Here is a 21,903-nt window from a genome sequence, read left to right as displayed (position 1 = left end):
AACTCTGCGAGCTTGAACAAGGGAGCAACCAGATCGCAAGGAGCGCGAATGACCCAAGAAGCGATGGCTCAGTTAGTCGCCAATACCATTCTACAAGGCTCGGATGCTATGTATGGCCGGTTTCTCGATGTCACCTCCGGTGCGCAAGAGCGCTTTGAGCAACAAGACTGGAAAAGTGTTCAACAAGCGCTTAAAACGCGTATCCAGTTCTATGACCATCATGTTGCCCTTGTCAGTCAGCAGCTAGGTGCCATGCTGGGAAAAGAACATGCCACACGCTCCTTTCTAATGGCAGTCAAAGCCGCTTACGTCACCTTGCTTGATGACTACCCGAGATACGATATCGCCGAGAGCTTTTTTAACTCGGTTTATTGCCGGATCTTTGAACACCGCAACATCCGCCGCGATAAGCTATTCGTGCAAAGCTCCCAAGGGGGACGGATCCCTAAATACCCCACTCCCTTGTTAAGGCGCTTTCAATCGCAAGCAGGCATTTACGCCACTTTAGAGCGGATGCTCGATAGCACGCCGTTTACCCTACCTTGGCGGGATAAAAGTGGCGATCTCAAGCGTATCACCCAAATACTGCAAGCACGGTTTGGTCCGCAGCTTACCATGAGCTTTACCCTCGAGATGGTGCGTCAGCCTTTTTTCCGCAACAAAGGCGCTTACCTTATCGGTCGACTCGATATGGCTAACCAACGTCGACCTTTAGTGCTGCCGCTGGCGATTTCCGAGCAAGGGGAGCTGTACATCGACGCGTGTCTTACCGACAGTGATGATGTCAGCATCGTGTTTGGTTTTGCCCGCTCGTATTTCATGGTGTATGCCCCTGTCCCGGCGGCATTGGTAGACTTTCTTAACCAGTTGATGCCCAATAAAACACCCGCCGAGCTTTACACGGCGATCGGCTGCCAAAAACACGGTAAAACCGAGCTATATCGCGAATTTCTTTACCACCTAGATAACTCAGATGATTTATTTGATATTGCGCCTGGGGTTAAAGGGATGGTGATGTCAGTGTTTACCCTGCCTTCCTATGGGTTCGTGTTTAAAATCATCAAAGACAAATTCGCGCCACAAAAACAAATGACCCACGCCCAAGTCAGGGAAAAATACCGCTTGGTAAAAGAGCACGACCGAGTAGGACGCATGGCCGACACCCAAGAGTATAGCAACTTCATTTTTCCACGAGACCGTTTTAGCGATGCCTTGATTGACGAACTCCTCGAGGTGGCCCCCTCCTGCGTCAACGTCACCGACAACGAAGTGCGCATTCGTCACCTCTACATGGAACGACGGATGATCCCGTTAAATATTTATCTCGAGCAAGCCGAGCCGGACGCCATCACCCAAGCCGTACAAGAATATGGTGACGCGCTTAAAGAACTGGCCGCCGCTAATATCTTTGCTGGCGATATGCTGTTTAAAAACTTTGGCGTCAGTCGTCACAACCGAGTTATTTTCTATGATTATGATGAAATTTCTTACCTCACCGAGGTGAACTTTCGCCGTATTCCGCCGCCTCGCTACCCAGAAGATGAGCTGGCTGCAGAGCCTTGGTACAGTGTGGGCGACAATGACGTGTTCCCGGAAGAATTTCGCACGTTCTTACTGGTTAATCGCACCGTCGCCGACGAGTTTGACCGACTTCATCCAGAGCTGTTCGAAGCCGGTTATTGGCAGCAACTGCAAAGCCAGGTAAAGGCCGGGCATTTTCATGATGTTCGCCCCTACAGCGAAGAAAACCGATTAGGACATACGACGCTCTCAGCAAAAATGGCCTAATCGTTGCTTAGTCATCGTGTATTAACGGCACACGGGAGAGTTACCGCCTTTGTGCGCCAATACAATGGCGAATCGTCAATACATTGACATCTTGGTCTATCGACCCTCTTCGTGAGGCGTGAGGCGTGAGGCGTGAGGCAAAATTCGGCAGCAGTCTCTATTTTTTGTCTACACTGATCGCAGCGAATCAGCATCTTCGTAAACTGCGCTACGCCTAAAAAGAACAATGAGGCACAAGATTTGAGTATAAAACAATTAGGACTGTTGACCCTCGTCTTGCAAGCTGTGGCAGCACCTGCGTGGGGCCACCCGTTCACTTGGCAAACGCTGCCGACAGGGATGTCTGATCACTTCTTTATTCAGTCTATCCCATCGGCGACACAAGGCTTTGACAGTTGGACCATTCAATCAGGTTATCGTTACCCACTCAGCAATGTGTCTGTTTATATGGGCACGCAACTGAAAAGCGAAAACGATCAACACACCACGCAACAGGGGTTATTAAGTGGGATTGAATACCGTTTTACCGACAAGCTGCGCCTTTCGAGCCAAATTAGCCGTGATAATGACGATACGCTGATCAACCAGTGGGGCGTAAGCAGTCGCTACCAGTTGAGTGAATCGATTGATGTCAATGCCGGGCTCGATGTCGAGTTTCGTCCCGAGACCTCCCCCGAATCGATTTACCAACTCGGGGTTGGATTGCACTTTTAGCTCGCGGCTCAGATTAGCCGGTCAGTGGCTCTGCACACACCACCACGCCATTAGCATCGGCGTATAGGTAATGCCCTGCCATCACTGATACCCCTTCAAGTGCCAACGCCACATCGACCTCACCTTGATCCCGTTTTTGTGTTTTAATTGGGCAGACACCCAAGGCTTTAATGCCAATCGGCAAGGTCGCTAACGTCGCCGCATCGCGAACCGGCCCAGCAATCACCACCCCTGCCCAGCCATTATCTACCGCACTTTGCGCGATAAGATCGCCCAGCAAAGCTCTATCCATCGCACCAGAGCCATCCACCACCAGCACTTGCCCTTCACCGCGGGTTGCTAGCATCGCTTTCACTTTGGAATTATCGTGATGGCAACGTACCGTGCGCACCCGCCCTTCAAAACAGCGCTTGCCACCATAGTCTTGCCACTGCACAGGTAGCCATTGCACCGCCTCTGGGTGGTTATCACATAAGTCCGGCAATTTATCGTCCATGATTCCTTTCTCCTTTTTTCGTCGTGAGGAAAATTTAGCGAGTGGGGGCCGTCAACAAGGATGAAAAGCGCACGTTCAGTGATTGCGGTGTAAACGTATCCATCAAAACAGGCAACAACCACAAGCTATCATTCTCTACCCAATAGATAGCATTTTGCTGCCATTGTTGCGCCAATAACATCGCTTCGTGCTTATCTAAAGCAACCGCAAAACCCGGTTCATACCAACTCCCATCTGGCGCACCGCCATTCATTGGCCAATAGCGTATCCCTTGTTGCACCATGGCACTTTCCAGCTGATCATTACGCGATTGATTCTCTTTCTCAGATAAAGGTTGGCTACGCGGATTAAATGCGGTAAGAATAGCAAATGCGTCGGCATCTGGCGCTTGAGGGGCGTGAAACGCGATCGATTGGTAAGTTTTCCACAATTCTTGCTGGTTATCAGGATCACACATTGTTTACACCTGCTCGTGACTCATACTATGCTTAATGACTAATTATGCGCGAATATTCATAAAGTTAAGTTAAAACGCGTCGCTAACTGACACTTAACATGCTTTTGATTGGGGTCAATAAAGGATGAAAAAAATCATCAACCCTTATCCTAATATATTGTTAGCGTGCTGTTAAATGAATACAATTGGCGATAATTAATGGATATCAGAGTGATTGGCTTGGTGGTCAACGAACGCCGCCACGCCCCGTCTTAAGCTGGAACTCACGGTGCGTTGTCTAGCATCGACGAACACTTCTCTATGGATGGCGTGCCATATGTTAGTTGCGAGGTTCACGGTAGACACTCCTCGCATTTTTGTAAATTTTTTTCACAGGCTAGGCGGTCTAGACTGTGAAGTGCAACCGGATTCTATTTAGATATTAGGTATCGCCAATGCAAACCCCGCAAATTCTGATTGTAGAAGATGAACAGGTCACACGTAACACGCTGAAAAGTATCTTTGAAGCGGAAGGTTACAATGTGTTTGAAGCCAGCGATGGCGACGAAATGCATCAAGTCCTGTCTAACCACCATGTTCACCTAGTGATCATGGATATTAACTTGCCAGGCAAAAACGGCTTGTTGCTCGCACGTGAGCTGCGTGAACAAGGCGACATGGCGTTGATGTTCCTCACTGGACGTGACAATGAAGTTGATAAGATCCTCGGACTCGAAATCGGTGCCGATGATTACATTACCAAGCCGTTCAATCCACGCGAACTCACCATCCGTGCACGTAACCTGCTCACGCGTGCCATGAGCAGTGTCAACGACAGCGACGAGAAGCGTAATGTCGATGTGTATATCTTTAACGGCTGGACACTCGACATCAATAGTCGCTCGCTCATTAACCCGGAAGGGGAAACCTTTAAACTGCCTCGCTCTGAGTTCCGTGCCCTGCTTCACTTCTGTGAAAACCCAGGCAAAATTCAGACGCGTGCCGAGCTGCTGAAGAAAATGACGGGCCGTGAACTAAAACCGCACGATCGTACCGTGGATGTCACGATCCGCCGGATCCGCAAACATTTCGAATCGCACAATGACACACCTGAAATTATTGCGACCATCCATGGTGAAGGTTATCGCTTCTGCGGTGAAATTGAAGAGCAATAACTTGCCTGTTTGAAAACGTGCGGTGAACGCTCCGCAGGATGCAAATAGAGAGCGAAAAGGCGCCTACCCAGCGCCTTTTCTCTTTTTAGACGGGTGAGTCAATCATGGTTACTCTTGCTCATCTAACCAGGCTTTAAGCACATCCAGATCGTGCTGATAACCATCTTTGATTTCATCAATCCAATCAGCAATGTTTTCCCACCAAGCAGGTAATTCGGGGGATTGTGCTTTCTGCGCCACTTTTTGAATATGCTTGAGCCCCACTGATCCCGCGGCACCTTTTATCTTATGCGCCTCAGAGACAATGCCCTCTTGATCTCTTGCCGTCATATTCGAGTCGAGAATGGCGATGTACTCTGGCATGGTTGACTCAAACATTTCAATGCTTTGCTTCACAGGGTCTACCCCTACTAACGCCACGTAACCGGTAAGCATGTCCATATCGAGCAGTCGCTCTGCTTGTTCATTCGCAATAGGACGACTGGGCACAGGATCACTCGCTGTCTCGACATCCGTCATCGTGGTGGATGATAGCGCATGCTGTTCAATCACCTGATTAAGTGCACTCACACTAATGGGTTTACTGATCGCATCGTCCATTCCGTTGGCGAGATAGCTATTTTTATCATTGATAACATTGGCAGTCAGTGCAACTAAAGGAGGCAATTGTACGTACTGCTCACGCCAAGTGGCCGCGATATCAAACCCGGTCATATCGGGCAATTGAATATCGAGCAACGCCAGATCGAACGCATCAGGCGAGAACACATCTAACGCCGATTGCCCATCACGGGCGACGGTCACCTGATGCCCCAGACTTTCCAGTAAACTGGTGGCAACGGTAACATTGAGTTCAATATCTTCTACCAATAAGATGCGTAGCGTATTCTCCACAGGTGCCAATGCCGGGGTCTCGGCCTCCCCAGGCTCGCTCAGTGGTACACGGAGTGTGACCGTAAAGGTACTCCCCTCGCCTTCTTCACTATCGAGGGTAATATCTCCCCCCATCAAACGTGCTAATTTGCGCGAGACCGCTAAGCCAATCCCTGTACCAACGGCATGCAGGTTTTCTCCCGCCTGTTTGACTTGGTAATACATGGCAAAAATCTTGTCTTGTTCATCGGCGGGGATCCCGATGCCACTGTCTTCGACTTCGAAACATAAGTCGGCATGGTCCCCTGTCACGTCAGCGCTGACTGTCACGATCACACAGCCTTGCTTGGTAAATTTGACCGCGTTACCGACGAGGTTCCATAGGATTTGTCGCAGCCGCGTGGTATCAACCGCCACATAGTCAGGCAACTCAGTGACCCGTTCAAGCTCAAAGCGTAAGCCCTTTTGCTCGGCCATTAACTCGGAAATATTGTCGATTTCGGTGACAAATTCATTGAAGTCCACGCTGGTGGGATGCAGAGACAGGCGCTTGCGATCGGATTTATCTAAATCAATGATATCGTTAAAAATGTTGCCCAGCGTGATCGCACTGACATAAATCGTCCGCAGATAATTACGTTGCTTATCATCCAGGTTTGACTCCAGCAACATGCGACTTAGACCAACAATCCCGTTAAGCGGGGTGCGTAATTCATGACTAATGGTGGAAATAAACGCGGTTTTTTCTCGGCTCGCTTTTTCCAGTGCATCTTGGTAGCGCTTACGCTCGGTAATTTCTCGCCCAAACCCAAGCAGCCCAAGGTGCCGACCATCTCGGGCAAAGAAAGGCACTTTGCGTAATTCAAAATAGGCTTTACGCCCGTCTTGATATTCAAGCCATTGCTCATAGGTTATCGACACATTGGCATCAAACACTTGCTGATCGGTTTCTACCACTTTTTCAGCAATATCTTCGCGATAAACGTCCCAAGGTGTCAGCCCTTTGAGTGTTTTCTCGTCATAACCGGTTAGCTCTTCCATCGCTCGGTTACAGCCCGAGAACTGGCCATCAGCATTGCGGTAATAAATCAAATCCGGAGACGCATCGATAAAAGAGCGTAGTAACGCGGTTTGCTCTGCTAGCTCAAGCTGTGCTTTTTCACGCTGATAGACTTCGTTTTCTAGATCTTTAATCGCCTGCTGGCGCGCACTTTCTGCTTTCTCTCGCTCTTCAATTTCCGAGTTGAGTTGCTCAATATTTTCGGTCAGTTGGCGGTTGAGGCGCATATCACGCGCGCGCATCTCTTCCAACTTGGAGACCAGTTTTGATAACCGCTGACGAGACTCTTCCAGCTGATCGACCACCACCGACAAAAAGTAGACCGCCCACGGCGTGATCACCAGGCCAAAGAAAACCGAGCGGATGATATCAATATTTTGAACCGTGCCCTCAAGGACTAAGGTGATCCCCACTTGCACCACTACCGCCAGCGCCACAAGCGCTAAAGCCAGTAGCATGCTAAAACGTACAATCCCTAATTTGACCAGTAAGTCGACGTAATATTGGGCAAGGACTTTAAGTTGTTTCATATAGGCTTATTAACCGCCAGGTTCGAAGTGAATAGATTCAGCCACCGAGGCTCGTTGCGTGGTTGATGGGCGTGAATGAGACGCACCTTGCTGCACACTCACACGATTGCGGCCATGTCGTTTGGCTTGATATAACGCGCGATCAGCAAATTGTACCAAGTCACCATAATCTTGTTCCGGCGCTGGGATCATACAGGCCGCCCCCAGGCTCATCGTCAATTGTTGGGTTGATGCCGCATCCAAGTGCTCGATGTTCGCCGCCAATATCGCTTGCCTCGCCCTTTCAGCCACATCCATCGCGCCATTTAGCCCTGTTTGTGGTAAGACAATCGCAAATTCTTCCCCCCCATAGCGGGCAACCATATCCATCGGGCGATGAACGGACGATTTGAGCGCCTTAGCCACTTGCTGTAAGGCCCAGTCACCTTGCTGGTGGCCATAGTGATCGTTGTAAAGCTTAAAATGATCAATATCGCAGAGAATAAACGCAAGCGGTGTCTGCTCTCTGGCGTGTGAGCGCCAGAGTGTACTTAATTGCTCGTCAAGACTGCGTCGGTTAGCCACTTGCGTGAGACTATCAATAAAGCTGAGATCTTGCAGTGCCATGATGGCATCGGCTAACTGTTGTTGTGTCTCTTTCCGTTCGGTAATGTCTCGTGCCATCAGCAGCACAGCCGGAGCCAAGGTCACCGGATCTTGAATGCGTGATTTGGTCACCTCATACCAAGTTTGCTCGCCCGTATCGGTTAAAATGACATCTTCATAGGTAATGGTTCCACCCGTTTCCAGCACCTGCTTATCGCGCGCTTTGTGCTGATCAAATATCTCCGGATCCACCACATGTTGCGCGGGAGCATTCTCGAGTGCGTCAATGGTGGTGCCAAGCGCATCCGCATACGCTTGATTGCAAGCAAGGTGGTAATAGTCTTGATCAAAAATGCCGATAGGGTCGACACTGGCTTGGAAAATCGCACTGAGCAAGTTACTTCGCTGCTCCAGCACTTGCTCAACCGAGTGACGTCGTTGTGCTTCTTTTTGCAACCGCTCCTGCATCTGGTGCCAATTGGTCACATCATGGCTGATACTCAATGTGCCTATCACTTCCTGCTTGTCATTTTTAAGCGTCGTGATATTGGTTTCCAACAAGCAGCTTTCATCGTGAGGTTGTGTCGCCCAGGTACGCACGGTTCGCGGCTCAGAGAGCGGTTCACCGGCTTGCCAAAGCACAGCCTCCTGCTCACGTCCTTGCCAGAAACGATCAAAGGCGGCGTTCGTGCCTACCACATTGCCCTCCACATCCTGAAAACAGACAAGCTCCGCCAAGGAATTAATCACGCTTAAAAGCACACCTTGTTCTTGTTGCTGCAGGTGCCATTGCGTGTTGGGTTCAGAGGCAGAAAGTGAAATAAGCCAGGCACGCTTACCACAACAGCGGATCGGCAAGCCAGATAAGGTCACCTCAACCCGCACCCGATTTGCGCCCGGGGCGCTTACCTTGGCTTCAACATTAGAAAACGGCTGAGGCCAGCGCTGCGCCACAATAAAGGCGCGCACCGCTTGCTGCTGCTTTTCATTGGCGGTTTTAAAGCGGTTATGGCTGCCTACCAGTGAAAAAGACGCCACACAAGAAGCGTTGGCGTACAAGATATCACCATCATCGGCCGCGACAATCGCATGCGGCGTGTCTAACCCAGCCATGTACACCCGCCAATCGGATAACGCCAGTGTCGATCGACGCGCGCGCCACCCGTAACCGAGCAACACGCCTAACACTAGAACCAAGCTAAAACTAAAAAACCCCATGCCACTCCTGTCTGCCTAATGACTGTCCTTGATCGTATTGACGCAACGCCTCACCGGCGACGTATTCTGCCACAATTTTGATAGAACGCGTGATTGTCCTGTTCACAGCTTTGTGAATATCATTTGTTATTTTATTACATCAATCGACAGTGCTTTTTGCTATGAAAGAGAAGGCATATAACGCACCCTTCTTTATTTCTGCTCAAAGCTAGAATATCTACTCGAATTCACCTTTTATTTAATAATTATTTAACAAAATAGCATAATTGCGAATAGATATTATTTGGCAGGGTTTCGATAAAAAACAAATTAATATCAGCCAGTTATAATCAAGATAGACGTTGATTACTATGCATAAAGAATGCATATAAAAATTTGACCTTTGCAAGGTTTGCCGTTAATTTGGAAGGTCGCTGAATAGCGCTTTGCCCGTGCACTCTCTGTCAATCCATCGATAAAACAGTGAGTTAGGGAGTAAATGACCGACTTTTCTCGTTAAAAAATCACAACATAACGAGCGCAGAGTCACAAAGCGAAGCTGTTCAGAGTGGTCAGGAGGATCACGACAATAAATGCAATCACTGCGCGTAACGCAGTAGCAAGGGAGAATTGCAATGTCGCTGTACAACCCAATGTTGGAAAAAGATAACTGTGGTTTTGGCCTTATCGCCCATCAAGAGGGGGAGCCCAGCCACAAGCTGGTTCGTACTGCCATCGCTGCACTTGACCGCATGACCCACCGAGGTGGCATCAACTCTGACGGCAAGACAGGCGATGGTTGTGGGCTGCTGCTGCAAAAGCCCGACCGCTTTTTCCGCCTTATTGCCGAACAAAATCAATGGAAGCTAAGCCGCCTGTATGCGGTTGGCATGATTTTTCTCAGTGCCGATCCGGCAAAAGCCCAACAAGCCAAACAACGCTTCGAGCAAGAAATCAACGCAGAAACACTCTCAGTGGTGGGATGGCGGACCGTACCGACCAACCCAGATGTACTCGGAGACATCGCCAAACAGTCTCAGCCTGTCATTGAACAAGTGTTTGTTAATGGTCCAGCAGGCTGGCGCGCACGCGATTTAGAGCGACGCCTGTATATTGCGCGCCGCCGTGCAGAAAAAGCCCTGGCAGACGATGCAGACTTTTATGTCACCAGCCTATCCACACAAACCATTGTTTACAAAGGGTTGTGTATGCCAGCGGATCTACCACGCTTTTACACCGATCTCGCGGATCTGCGCTTAGAGTCATCCATCTGTTTGTTCCACCAGCGTTTTAGTACCAATACCCAGCCACGCTGGCCGCTCGCCCAACCCTTTAGATACCTTGCCCACAACGGCGAGATCAACACCATTGAGGGGAACCGTCAGTGGGCGCGTACCCGTGCATACAAGTTTAACTCCCCTCTGTTGCCTGACTTACATCAAGCCGCCCCGTTTGTGAATGAATCAGGCTCTGATTCCTCAAGCCTCGACAACATGATGGAAGTTTTTCTCGCCGGCGGGATGGACTTATTCCGGGCGATGCGCTTACTGGTGCCGCCCGCATGGCAAAATCATCCAGACATGGATGATGAGCTGCGTGCGTTTTACGACTTTAACTCCATGCATATGGAGCCTTGGGACGGGCCTGCGGGTATTGTCATGTCAGACGGCCGCTATGCCGCCTGTAACCTTGATCGCAATGGCCTGCGTCCAGCGCGCTATGTGGTCACCAAAGATAAGTTTATTACTCTCGCCTCCGAGATTGGGATCTGGGATTACGCGCCTGACGAGGTGTCAGAGAAAGGCCGCGTCGGGCCCGGTGAGCTTTTAGTCATCGACACCCGCGAAGGGAAGATTTGGCACTCGGGTGAAATCGATGATGAGCTAAAAAGCCGTCACCCGTATCGCGAGTGGTTAGATCAACATGTCCGTCGTCTTACCCCATTCGAAAACTTGGATCCTGACACCAGTGAAGGCAGCCGAAACCTTAAAGATGCCCAGCTTAAGACCTATCAAAAGCTGTTTGGGATGTCGAATGAGGAAGTGGACCAGGTCGTCAAAGTGCTGGGCGATATTGGCCAAGAAGCCACTGGCTCCATGGGGGATGATACGCCCATGGCCGTGTTGTCGTCGCGTCCACGCTGTGTCAGCGATTACTTCCGGCAAAAATTTGCCCAGGTGACTAACCCACCGATTGATCCTTTACGTGAAAACCACGTGATGTCTCTGGCCACCTGTATTGGCCGTGAAATGAATGTGTTCTGCGAAACCGATGGCCACGCTGAGCGGGTCGCATTTAAGTCTCCGGTGCTTTTGTTCTCGGATCTGGTGCAACTGCTCGAGCTAGACGATACCTATTATCGCAACACTATTTTAGATATTAATTACGATCCGAGTGAGAAAGATCTTCACCAAGCCATCCTCGATTTATGCGATCAGGCCGAGCGCTGTGTCCGTGATGGGACGGTTTTGGTGGTGCTTTCTGACCGCAGCATCAATAAAGAGACACTTCCGATCCCTGCCGCCATGGCCGTCGGTGCGGTGCAAAAGCGCTTAGTTAACCAAAACCTGCGCTGTGATGCCAATATCATTATCGAAACCGGCAGCGCCCGTGACCCGCATCAGTTTGCGGTGTTGCTCGGGTTTGGTGCCACGGCGGTTTATCCTTACTTAGCCTATGAAACACTGGCGAATTTGGTCGATATTGGTGCCGTCGATAAGCCTTATCGCGATGTGATGGTCAACTTCCGTAATGGTATCAATAAAGGCCTTTACAAGATCATGTCAAAAATGGGGATTTCAACCATTGCCTCTTACCGTTGCTCACAGCTGTTTGAGGCGGTTGGCTTGCACCAAGATGTGATTGAGCTTTGCTTTAAAGGCGTGGCTAGCCGCATTCAAGGGGCCAACTTTGATGATTTCCAACAAGATTTGATCAACCTATCTCGCCGAGCGTGGATCAAGCGCAAACCGCTTGAGCACGGTGGTTTACTCAAGTATGTCCACGATGGCGAATACCACGCATACAATCCCGATGTGGTCACCAACTTGCAAAGCGCGGTGCGTTCTGGCGAGACCATGGACTACAAGACCTACGCCAACACCGTGAACCAGCGCCCTGTGGCGACCTTGCGCGATTTAATGCAACTGAAAAAAGCCGCCTCACCGCTCGCGCTCGAGCGCGTAGAGCCAGCCACGGAGCTGTTCAAACGGTTTGACTCGGCGGCGATGTCTATCGGTGCCTTGAGCCCGGAAGCGCACGAAGCGCTGGCTATTGCCATGAACCGTCTTGGTGGCCACTCTAACTCGGGCGAAGGGGGGGAAGATCCACGTCGTTTCAATAGCGAGCGCAATTCACGCATCAAACAAATTGCATCGGGGCGCTTTGGCGTCACCCCGCACTATCTGACCAATGCGGATGTGCTGCAAATCAAGGTCGCGCAAGGTGCCAAACCGGGTGAAGGCGGACAACTGCCTGGCCACAAGGTCACCGCAGAAATTGCTAAACTGCGTTTCTCCGTCCCCGGCGTGACCTTGATTTCACCCCCACCACACCATGATATTTACTCGATTGAGGATTTGGCGCAGCTGATCTTCGATTTAAAACAAGTGAACCCACAAGCACTCGTGTCGGTCAAGCTGGTTTCAGAACCCGGTGTTGGCACCATTGCCACCGGGGTCGCCAAAGCATATGCCGACCTAATAACCATCTCAGGGTACGACGGTGGAACAGGCGCAAGCCCACTCACCTCGGTGAAATATGCCGGCAGCCCGTGGGAATTGGGTCTCGCTGAAACCCAGCAAGCACTGGTTGAAAACGGCTTACGCCATAAGATCCGCTTACAAGTCGATGGGGGACTAAAAACCGGTTTAGACATCGTCAAAGCGGCTATCTTAGGCGCAGAAAGCTTTGGCTTTGGGACTGCTCCTATGGTGGCACTTGGCTGTAAATACCTTCGTATTTGCCACCTCAATAACTGTGCCACCGGGGTCGCGACCCAGGATGAAACCTTGCGTAGTGAGCACTTCAAAGGCCTTCCCGAGCAAGTGATGAACTTCTTCAAAGGCCTAGGGGAAGAAGTGCGCGAGCTACTGGCCGAACTGGGCGTGGAAAAGCTCACCGATCTGATTGGCCGTACCGACCTCCTGGAAGCCGTCGATGGCTTTACCGCCAAGCAACTGAAGCTTGATTTGAGCCATATTCTCGATGCGCCGACGCCATGGCCTGGTAAGACCTTGTATTGCAGTGAACCGAATACCCCATTTGATAAAGCCGAGCTGAACCAAGCGCTACTTGGTGAACTGGGTGAAGCCATTGCCGCTAACCACAGTGCCAGCATCTACAAATCGGTTCGTAATACCGACCGTTCAGTCGGTGCCAGCTTGTCTGGCGCAATTGCCAAACGTTACGGCAATACCGGGATGGCTGCCAACCCACTGGATGTGCAGCTGCAAGGGACCGCCGGCCAGTCTCTCGGAGTATGGAATGCCGCGGGGGTGAACATCACCCTTATCGGGGATGCCAACGACTACGTCGGAAAAGGTATGAGCGGCGGACAAATAGTGATCCGCCCCCCTGTCGGCTCAGCATTTGCCAGCCACGAGTCCACCATCATGGGTAACACCTGCTTATACGGTTCGACGGGAGGTAAATTGTTTGCAGCGGGTAAAGCCGGTGAGCGCTTTGCGGTGCGTAACTCTGGCGTCCATGCCATCGTGGAAGGCGCGGGCGACAATGCGTGTGAATACATGACGGGGGGTGTAGTGGCCATTCTCGGTCGCACTGGGGTCAACTTTGGCGCCGGGATGACCGGTGGTTTTGCCTATGTACTGGATGAGCAGGGCGACTTCCATGCCCATATCAATCCTGAATTAGTCGAGGCACTGTCACTTGAGACACTCACTATCCATCAAGAGCATTTACGTGGATTGATTGCGCAACATCTTGAGCTGACCGGCTCGGATCGTGCACAACAGCTGCTGAATGCGTTCGATCATTGGGTTCACCACTTCTACTTGGTTAAACCCAAGGCGGCAGATGTGAACACGCTGTTAGGCCATCAAAGTCGCAGCGCGACCGAGTTGCGCGTTCAGGCGCAGTAAAAGGAGGGACCCATGAGCCAGAACATCTATCAGTTTATTGATGTACAACGCATTGACCCGCGTAAGAAAGCGATTGAAACGCGCAAAATTGAGTTCGTCGAAATCTACGAACCCTTCACCGAAAAGGAAGTATCAGCACAAGCCGATCGCTGCCTTGATTGCGGTAACCCGTATTGCGAATGGAAGTGTCCGGTACATAACTATATCCCTCAATGGCTGGAACTTGCCAACCAAGGGCGGATAATTGAAGCGGTAGAGTTATCACACCAAACCAATAGCTTGCCCGAGGTATGTGGCCGTGTCTGTCCACAAGACCGTCTGTGCGAGGGTGACTGCACCCTCAACGACGACTTTGGCGCCGTCACCATCGGCAATGTCGAAAAGTACATCACGGACAAAGCCTTTGAAATGGGCTGGAAGCCTGACATGTCACACGTCGAGTGGACAGACAAAAAGGTCGCCGTGATTGGTGCCGGCCCAGCGGGGCTCGCCTGCGCCGATGTGCTGGTCCGCAACGGGGTCAAACCCGTGGTCTTTGACCGCTACCCAGAAATTGGGGGCTTGCTCACTTTTGGCATTCCATCGTTTAAGCTCGAAAAAGATGTGATGCGACATCGCCAGCGCGTCTTTACCGAGATGGGCGTTGAGTTTCGCCTTAACACCGAAGTGGGCAAAGATATTGACATGCAAACCTTGGTTAACGACTACGATGCCGTTTTCTTAGGGGTAGGTACCTATAAGTACATGCGTGCAGGGCTGGCTAATGAAGATGCACCTGGCGTCTTTGATGCCCTGCCCTTCTTAGTCTCCAATACTTACAAGGTGATGGCACTGGATAACGCCCCACCGTTCATCGATATGGCGGGGAAACGTGTCGTGGTGCTTGGAGGGGGAGATACCGCGATGGACTGTGTCCGTACCTCAATTCGCCAACAAGCCGCCAGTGTCACCTGTGCCTACCGTCGGGATGAGGAAAACATGCCTGGCTCGCGCCGTGAGGTGAAAAATGCCCGCGAAGAAGGGGTGAACTTTATGTTCAACCTGCAACCGCTGGGGATTGAAGTTGACGGTAACGGCAATGTGAGTGGGGTTACTGTGGTAAAAACCCAGCTCGGAGCGCCTGATGCCGCGGGTCGCCGCCGCCCAGAGCCGATTGAAGGCAGTGAGCATGTGCTGGAAGCGGATGCGGTGATCATGGCCTTCGGTTTCCAGCCGCACGCAATGGAATGGCTAGAACCCTACGACGTCGCTCTTGATGAGCGCGGGCGAATCCAAGCGCCCGCCAAAGGGGATATCTTGTACCAAACTACGAACCCCAAAATTTTTGCCGGGGGCGATGCGGTGCGCGGCTCCGATTTGGTGGTGACGGCCATTGATGAAGGTCGCAAAGCCGCGGACGGCATCATGGACTACTTAGAAGTATAACGCGGGCGACATACCGTTTGATATCCTTCACGTAGACATCGATGTTATCGATCCAGAAGTGCCTCAAAGGAGGCACTTTTTTATTGCCTCATGTACACTAACGGCATTTACACTAACAGGGTTATCAGCATGAAAATCGGTATTATTGGCGCCATGGAGCAAGAAGTCACTCTACTGCGCGACAAGCTGGAAAATAGCGCCACTCATCAAGAAGGCGGCTGCACCTTTTATACGGGCACTTTGCAAGGCCATGATATCGTGTTACTTCAGTCTGGCATCGGTAAAGTTGCCGCTGCCGTTGGTACCAGTTTGCTGCTATCACAATTCAAGCCCGATTGGGTGATCAACACAGGGTCGGCCGGTGCGTTTGAGCCTTCACTCAATCTGGGTGATGTGGTGGTGTCTTCAAAAGTCTGTTATCACGATGCTGATGCCACTTCATTCGGCTATCAAATGGGACAAGTGCCGCAGCAACCAGCGGTCTTCGAGTCCGATGAAGCGTTAATGCAACTCGCGGAAAAAGCCGTGGACAGCCAAACACATGTGGTGCGTGGCTTGATCTGTACCGCCGATACCTTTGTCCACACCGAGGCCCACCGCCAACATATCCATACCCACTTCCCAGATGCGGTGGCCGCCGAAATGGAAGCGGCAGCGATCGCGCAAGTGTGTGCCCAGTTTGCCACGCCGTTTGTGGTGGTGCGTGCCATCTCGGATGTCGTGGCCGAAAAAGAGTCACCCATGACCTTTGAAGAGTTTCTGCCATTAGCGGCCAAAAGCTCATCGGCCATGGTGGAAAACATGGTCACAATGATCGACGCCTAATCGCACGCCCCCATGGATGATTTGCTCAATCCGCAACAATGGATGATCTACGCCGCCGACCAAGGACGCTTATGGGCACTGTGGTTGGCGGTATTTGTGCACTGGCTACTCCCATTGCCCGGTCAATACTCCCCGTTTCAATACTGGCGGCAGTATGCCGACTTGCTCGCGAGCCAAGTCAATAAAGACACAGACCCTAAGCGCCAGCGTAAGCTTGCCGGTGCGCTCGCCTTAATCTTGATGGGTGGCACCCTCGCGATTTTTTTAATCGCCACCCGCGAGCTGGTGTGGTCGCGCCCCCTGTTCGATGCCATATTGCTCTGGCTCGCACTTGATTGGCGACCGATCGATAAGTTTGGCCATACCATCGCCCATGCAATAGACCAACATGACAAAGGTGCAGCGCGCGCGTTGCTCGCCACCCGCGTCAACCGTGAAACCGAGTCTCTGTCATTGATTGGAATAGGGAAAGCGGCAGCGGAAACACTGCTTCTCGGCACCGCGCGACACTGTGTTTGCGTGATATTTTATTATCTGCTGGCAGGCGGCGTAGGTGCCTTGCTGTACACCAGCTTGGTACACCTTCACCGCGTTTGGACCCCAAGCCGCTTAAGCTACTACCCATTTGGCTTGGCCAGTGCCCGCTTATTGAACCTGTTGGATATAGTGCCAATGGGGCTATTTGCGATGATCGTGGCAATGAGCCGTCAACCTTGGTCACACCTGAAAACCGGCTGGCAGCAGGGCAGACGCTGGCGAACGCTTGGATCAGGTTGGCTACTCGCCTGCGCGGGCAGTCGCTTCCAGCTCTCTCTAGGCGGCCCAGCTGTCTATCAAGGCACCAAGACCTTGAGAACCAAAATTGGCTATGGGGTCACCCCTGCTTGTTATCACCTTTTATTGCTGCGCTTGAAGTTAACCCACAGTGTTTTAATCTGGCTCGGGTTATGCTCTTTGGTTTTAATCGTTTAAGGACACTGATTGATGCCGCGTTTTCGTGCCCTTTTTACCCTTTTTCGCTTGCAAGCTTGGTGGCTTGTCTTGGCTTTAATATGGATGCCTTTTGCACACGCCACCCCGCTGCGAGTGATTAGCCTCGCTCCCCATGCCACCGAGCTAGCTTATGCCGCTGGGCTGGGTCCTAATATGGTCGCCGCCAGTGCTTACAGTGATTATCCGCAGCCAGCGCAATCGCTTGAACGCGTGGCCAACTATCGGGGCGTCAAACTCGAGCGCATTATCGCCCTGCAACCCGATCTTATTTTAGCTTGGCGCGGCGGGAACCCACCTAAACCTCTGGAAGCACTGGCGGAATTAGGCTTTACCATCCGTTACCTCAATCCCAACACGCTCAGTGATATTAGTCAGTTTATTCGCGAGCTTGGCGATTATAGCGAGAGCCCAGACATTGCCACGCGCAATGCCAACGCCTTTGATCAAAAACTGGCGCAATTAAACGCCCAATACCGCGATGCAGAGCCCGTTCCCTACTTTTATTTACTCAGTGACACGCCACTGATGACCGCCAGTAACCGCGCTTGGCCGAGTCAGTTATTTCGCTTGTGTGGCGGGAAAAATATCTTCGCCGATAGCGCCGCCGCCTATCCACAAGTAAACATGGAGCAAGTCATCACACGTACCCCCAAGGTGCTTTTCCACACGGGCGAGCAGCCACCAGACAGTTGGGATTCGATGGCCGACTTGCTGCCTAATACGACGCACCAGTTTACTTGGCCACTTAACCCGGATTGGCTCACTCGCGCGACCCCTCGCGCATTAAACGCGGCCGAGCAAATTTGTACCGCCCTCGATAAAGTCCGTCAGGCGCAATAGGATTTAGCATGACTCAGACCATGATTTTGTATTTATTCGACTTATTCGGTACGGCCGTGTTCGCGATTTCCGGTGTGCTGGTGGCGGGTCGTTTACGTATGGATCCCTTTGGTGTAGTGGTTCTCGCCTGTGCCACCGCTATAGGCGGCGGGACAGTCCGAGATATGGCAATCGGTGCCACACCGGCATTTTGGATTACCGACACCACCTATATTTGGGTGATATTGGCCACCTGTGTCGCCACTATGCTACTTATTCGTCACCCTCGTCGTCTTCCCTGGTACGTGTTGCCTTGCGCCGATGCCGTTGGGCTGGCGGTCTTTGTGGGTATCGGCGTCGATAAAGCCCTCAGTTATGGCGCATCTCCCTTGGTGGCGGTGATCATGGGCGTGATTACCGCGTGTGGTGGCGGCATTATTCGTGATGTGCTCGCACGCGAAGTGCCTATGGTGCTGAGAACAGAAGTCTATGCCACTGCCTGTATTGCCGGCGGTATCGTTCACACCCTCGCCGTTCAAGTCAGCCCAGGCACTGTCACGGCCTCTATTGTCGGTATGGTCACCACACTATTGATTCGCTTAGCGGCGATCCGCTGGCATTTATCCTTACCGCCGTTCGCACTAGACCGCTAAATAAAAAGCCCTTGCGTCATGGCAAGGGCTTTCTTAGTTGACGCATACAAGGTATTTAGCTGAGCGTCACCCGAGCAAACTTGCGCTTACCTACTTGGTAAACGGCTTCACCCGCCGCTGGCACTAGCTTGGTATCTTCGACTTTTTCACCATCAATTTTCACCGCGCCTTGGCGAACCATACGCAATGCATCCGAAGTGGAGTTAACCAGCCCAGCTTCTTTTAACAGATTAGCAATCGCCATACCTTGCTCGAAGGTAAAGCTTGGCATCTCATCCGGCATTGCGCCTTTTTGGAAACGATTGACGAACGTTTGTTCAGCGGCATCAGCATCGGCTTCGGAGTGGAAACGCGCGATGATTTCTTTGGCTAGCAAGATCTTAATATCACGCGGGTTTTTCCCGGCTTGTACGTCTTGCTTAAACTGTGCCACCTCCTCAAGTGGGCGGAAAGACAGCAGCTCATAGTAATCCCACATCAGATCGTCAGAAATCGACATGATCTTACCGAACATGTCATCCGGGCGCTCGCTTACACCAATGTAGTTATGTGCTGACTTAGACATCTTTTTCACACCGTCTAATCCAACCAGTAGTGGCATGGTCATCACCACTTGCGGGCTTTGTCCTGCTTGTTTTTGTAGCTCGCGCCCCATCAGCAAGTTGAATTTTTGATCGGTGCCCCCCAACTCAACATCCGCTTCTAGCGCGACGGAGTCGTGCCCTTGAAGCAGTGGGTAGATGAACTCATGGATAGCAATGGCTTGGTTGCTGGTATAGCGCTTTTTAAAGTCATCACGCTCAAGCATGCGAGCCACGGTGGAGCTTGCTGCCAAACGGATCATGCCATCTGTGCCCAGCTCTCCTAGCCATTTCGAGTTAAATTCGATACGCGTTTTCGCCGGATCCAGAATTTTGAACACCTGCTCTTTGTAGGTCTCTGCGTTTTGCAGCACCTGCTCACGCGTCAAAGGCGGACGGGTTGTATTTTTACCACTTGGGTCACCTACCATACCGGTATAGTCGCCAATCAAGAAGATCACTTCGTGGCCAAGCGCTTGAAAAGCTCGCAGCTTATTAAGGATCACTGTGTGACCCAGGTGGATATCGGGTGCGGTGGGATCCGCGCCAAGTTTGATGCGAAGAGGACGATCCTCTTTCAGCTTCGCCACCAGCTCGTCTTCCGGGATTACTTCATCTACGCCACGTTTTAGCTCTGCTAGCGCGGCTTCCAGGCTCGCCATAGTCTCTTGCTCCTACCCAATAGGCAAAAATGTGATAAACCGACATATTACTCGAATAGCGACAGTTTTTGAAACCAGTTAAACTGATAGAGTGTGTACAAGGTGCGCGCAGCGGCTGCCGTCAAAAGATGTATGTGGTCTTTGTGTCAGCCGTGTCAAATCTACTTCAGGGCATCATCCCCAATAAAACCGATTGGGTGTCTGACTGTCATAACTTTATTCGTAGTGATTCAACATAGTCTTCATGCCGTTAAATAAACTCGCAGCCTTACCCAAGTTACATAAACTCGTTATCGGTGCATTAAGCGCATTCATTGTCTTGTTAATGTTGGTACCAGACGGCACCGATACGCCGCGCCCTAAACCTAATTTCGAACCGGGAAAGCACTACCCTTTACCGGTTGAGGCCGTCTCACTCCTGCCTCCCAAAGATGAAATGCCCGCGCAGTTTAAGCGCAATATCCACTGGCAAACCTATGAAGTACAGCCTGGCGAGAGCATGGCGCTACTGTTTAGCCGTGCGGGATTAAGCCCAACCACCCTCTATCGTCTCGTCAATGCCGACGAAAGAACGCAAAGTCTCGCTTACTTAAACCCAGGCGATGAAGTACGTCTAGGGGTTGATGATGACGGCGAGCTGGTGCAGCTCATTCAACCACGAGGCAGTAACGAAACCCTGATCGTGAATAAAATTGATGAGAGCTATCAATCACGGCTGGAAACCAAGCACGTTGATACGCAGCTAAACTTTGCCCGTGCGACTATCAAGTCAAACTTTTGGCAAGCTGCTTCTGATGCTGGATTAAACCCAAATCAGATCATGCAACTCGCGGGGATTTTTGGCTGGGATGTGGATTTTGCCCTTGATATTCGCAATGGCGATAGCTTTTCAGTGCTGTACGAAGAAGAATTTGTCGAAGGAGAGCATATAGGCAGTGGCAATATCCTCGCCGCCACCTTCACCAACCGAGGGGATACCTTCACGGCAGTACGCGCCAAAAATGGCAAGTACTACACACCGAGCGGCAAGGCGATGAAAAAGGCGTTTTTGCGCTCACCGGTTAACTTCCGCTATGTCAGCTCAAACTTCAACCCACGTCGTTTGCACCCAGTCACTGGCCGTGTGAAGCCGCACCGTGGCACCGATTATGTTGCGCCAGTGGGAACCCCAATCAAAGCCGCCGGGGACGGCGTGGTGATGAAAGCCTCATACAACCGCTTCAACGGCAACTATGTGTTTATCCGCCACAGCTCGACCTATATCACCAAGTATTTGCACCTGACCAAGCGTAAAGTGAAAACCGGTCAGCGCGTCAAACAAGGGGATATTATCGGTACGCTAGGTTCAACAGGGCGGGTGACGGGTGCACACTTGCACTATGAGTTTCTCGTTCACGGTGTCCATAAAAACCCGCGGACGGTAAAACTGCCTGAAGCCAAGTCTCTTCAAGGTGAACAAAAGAAGGCGTTTGTGCGTTTGGCTGAGTCACGCATGGCTCAGTTGAGTAAGTTTAACCAGCTGTTGGCCACAGTTGGCAGCCTTAACCACTATAACCGTGGCGGCTAATCAGCTCTGCGGATCAAAAACGGCGCCTGCAGGCGCCGTTTTTGATTGTCGTCAGCGGTATCGCCACAACACGATTAAACGCTAAATGACGCACCACAACCACAAGTCGTTGTGGCATTAGGGTTATCAATGAAAAAGCGCGATCCTTCAAGGCCCTCGGTGTAGTCAACCTTACCGCCCATCAGGTACTGTAAGCTCATAGGATCAACCACCAGCATCACGCCGCTTTTTTCGATCTCCATATCCCCTTCATTGACGTTTTCATCGAAGGTAAAACCATATTGGAAGCCGCTACAGCCACCACCGGTGATATAGACGCGCAACTTCAGGTTGGGGTTTTCTTCTTCCTGAATCAGCGTCTTTACCTTGGTTGCCGCGGCCTCAGAAAACTCTAACGGCAAAGGTGCTTCGCTCATTGTTAC

General features: G+C 51.3%; 16 protein-coding genes. 10 read left to right on the top strand and 6 right to left on the bottom strand.

The features are described 5' to 3' along the window. The first annotated feature begins 48 nt into the window (after positions 1-48). Positions 49-1,788: a bifunctional isocitrate dehydrogenase kinase/phosphatase gene (gene aceK / locus FCN78_RS02570; RefSeq protein WP_069363426.1), complete on the top strand. Its 1,740-nt coding sequence runs from the start codon at positions 49-51 to the stop codon at positions 1,786-1,788. A 240-nt stretch (positions 1,789-2,028) separates the two neighbouring features. Beyond that, on the top strand, positions 2,029-2,502 hold the full coding sequence (locus FCN78_RS02565; RefSeq protein ID WP_077456574.1) for a hypothetical protein: 474 nt from the start codon (positions 2,029-2,031) through the stop codon (positions 2,500-2,502). Positions 2,503-2,515: 13 nt separating this feature from the next. Here the strand turns inward: FCN78_RS02565 and FCN78_RS02560 are convergent, their stop codons facing one another. Further along, entirely contained in the window at positions 2,516-2,998 is a 483-nt protein-coding gene (locus tag FCN78_RS02560) for a putative 4-hydroxy-4-methyl-2-oxoglutarate aldolase (protein ID WP_069363425.1), read from the bottom strand. A gap of 34 nt (positions 2,999-3,032) precedes the next feature. Beyond that, positions 3,033-3,455 carry a DUF3293 domain-containing protein gene (locus FCN78_RS02555; protein WP_069363424.1) on the bottom strand — a complete coding sequence of 141 codons (423 nt, stop codon included), beginning with the start codon at positions 3,453-3,455 and terminating at the stop codon, positions 3,033-3,035. A 434-nt stretch (positions 3,456-3,889) separates the two neighbouring features. On the opposite strand from FCN78_RS02555, the gene arcA reads away from it, so the two are divergent. Beyond that, on the top strand, positions 3,890-4,609 hold the full coding sequence (gene arcA, locus FCN78_RS02550; protein ID WP_077650490.1) for a two-component system response regulator ArcA: 720 nt from the start codon (positions 3,890-3,892) through the stop codon (positions 4,607-4,609). A gap of 108 nt (positions 4,610-4,717) precedes the next feature. Here arcA and arcB read toward each other — a convergent pair whose 3' ends face one another. Both arcB and FCN78_RS02540 read right to left on the bottom strand, forming a co-directional pair. Further along, positions 4,718-7,072, bottom strand: a complete 2,355-nt coding sequence (arcB, locus tag FCN78_RS02545; RefSeq protein ID WP_077484344.1) for an aerobic respiration two-component sensor histidine kinase ArcB — start codon at positions 7,070-7,072, stop codon at positions 4,718-4,720. A gap of 9 nt (positions 7,073-7,081) precedes the next feature. Then, positions 7,082-8,875, bottom strand: a complete 1,794-nt coding sequence (locus FCN78_RS02540) for a GGDEF domain-containing protein (RefSeq protein WP_077659086.1) — start codon at positions 8,873-8,875, stop codon at positions 7,082-7,084. A 614-nt stretch (positions 8,876-9,489) separates the two neighbouring features. On the opposite strand from FCN78_RS02540, the gene gltB reads away from it, so the two are divergent. The 6 genes from gltB to FCN78_RS02510 all read left to right on the top strand — a co-directional run bounded on the left by gltB (position 9,490) and on the right by FCN78_RS02510 (position 18,671). After that, positions 9,490-13,956 carry a glutamate synthase large subunit gene (gltB, locus tag FCN78_RS02535; RefSeq protein ID WP_077659085.1) on the top strand — a complete coding sequence of 1,489 codons (4,467 nt, stop codon included), beginning with the start codon at positions 9,490-9,492 and terminating at the stop codon, positions 13,954-13,956. Positions 13,957-13,968: 12 nt separating this feature from the next. Further along, the gene (locus FCN78_RS02530) at positions 13,969-15,381 is read left to right on the top strand and encodes an FAD-dependent oxidoreductase (protein WP_069363419.1); all 1,413 of its coding nucleotides are present in this window, start codon (positions 13,969-13,971) and stop codon (positions 15,379-15,381) included. 129 nt (positions 15,382-15,510) lie between these two features. Then, positions 15,511-16,206, top strand: coding sequence for a 5'-methylthioadenosine/S-adenosylhomocysteine nucleosidase (mtnN, locus tag FCN78_RS02525; RefSeq protein ID WP_077659099.1), 696 nt, complete (start codon positions 15,511-15,513; stop codon positions 16,204-16,206). 12 nt (positions 16,207-16,218) lie between these two features. Then, a complete protein-coding gene (locus tag FCN78_RS02520; RefSeq protein ID WP_077659084.1) occupies positions 16,219-17,178 on the top strand; it encodes a cobalamin biosynthesis protein in 960 nt (319 codons plus the stop codon). 12 nt (positions 17,179-17,190) lie between these two features. Continuing rightward, on the top strand, positions 17,191-18,039 hold the full coding sequence (btuF, locus tag FCN78_RS02515; protein WP_077649202.1) for a vitamin B12 ABC transporter substrate-binding protein BtuF: 849 nt from the start codon (positions 17,191-17,193) through the stop codon (positions 18,037-18,039). A gap of 20 nt (positions 18,040-18,059) precedes the next feature. Next, complete coding sequence (locus FCN78_RS02510) at positions 18,060-18,671, top strand: TRIC cation channel family protein (protein ID WP_069363568.1); 612 nt, start codon at positions 18,060-18,062, stop codon at positions 18,669-18,671. 55 nt (positions 18,672-18,726) lie between these two features. Here FCN78_RS02510 and tyrS read toward each other — a convergent pair whose 3' ends face one another. After that, positions 18,727-19,914, bottom strand: a complete 1,188-nt coding sequence (gene tyrS / locus FCN78_RS02505; protein ID WP_077659083.1) for a tyrosine--tRNA ligase — start codon at positions 19,912-19,914, stop codon at positions 18,727-18,729. A gap of 244 nt (positions 19,915-20,158) precedes the next feature. Between tyrS and FCN78_RS02500 the strand changes: the two genes are divergently transcribed. Continuing rightward, positions 20,159-21,481: a peptidoglycan DD-metalloendopeptidase family protein gene (locus tag FCN78_RS02500; RefSeq protein ID WP_077599623.1), complete on the top strand. Its 1,323-nt coding sequence runs from the start codon at positions 20,159-20,161 to the stop codon at positions 21,479-21,481. Positions 21,482-21,555: 74 nt separating this feature from the next. Here FCN78_RS02500 and erpA read toward each other — a convergent pair whose 3' ends face one another. Continuing rightward, positions 21,556-21,897: an iron-sulfur cluster insertion protein ErpA gene (gene erpA, locus FCN78_RS02495; RefSeq protein ID WP_021022145.1), complete on the bottom strand. Its 342-nt coding sequence runs from the start codon at positions 21,895-21,897 to the stop codon at positions 21,556-21,558. Positions 21,898-21,903: the final 6 nt, after the last annotated feature.

The sequence above is a fragment of the Salinivibrio kushneri genome, assembly GCF_005280275.1.
GTDB lineage: Bacteria > Pseudomonadota > Gammaproteobacteria > Enterobacterales > Vibrionaceae > Salinivibrio > Salinivibrio kushneri.
Note: the sequence above shows the minus strand (reverse complement) of the source record. Positions and strands in the feature narration are given on the sequence as shown.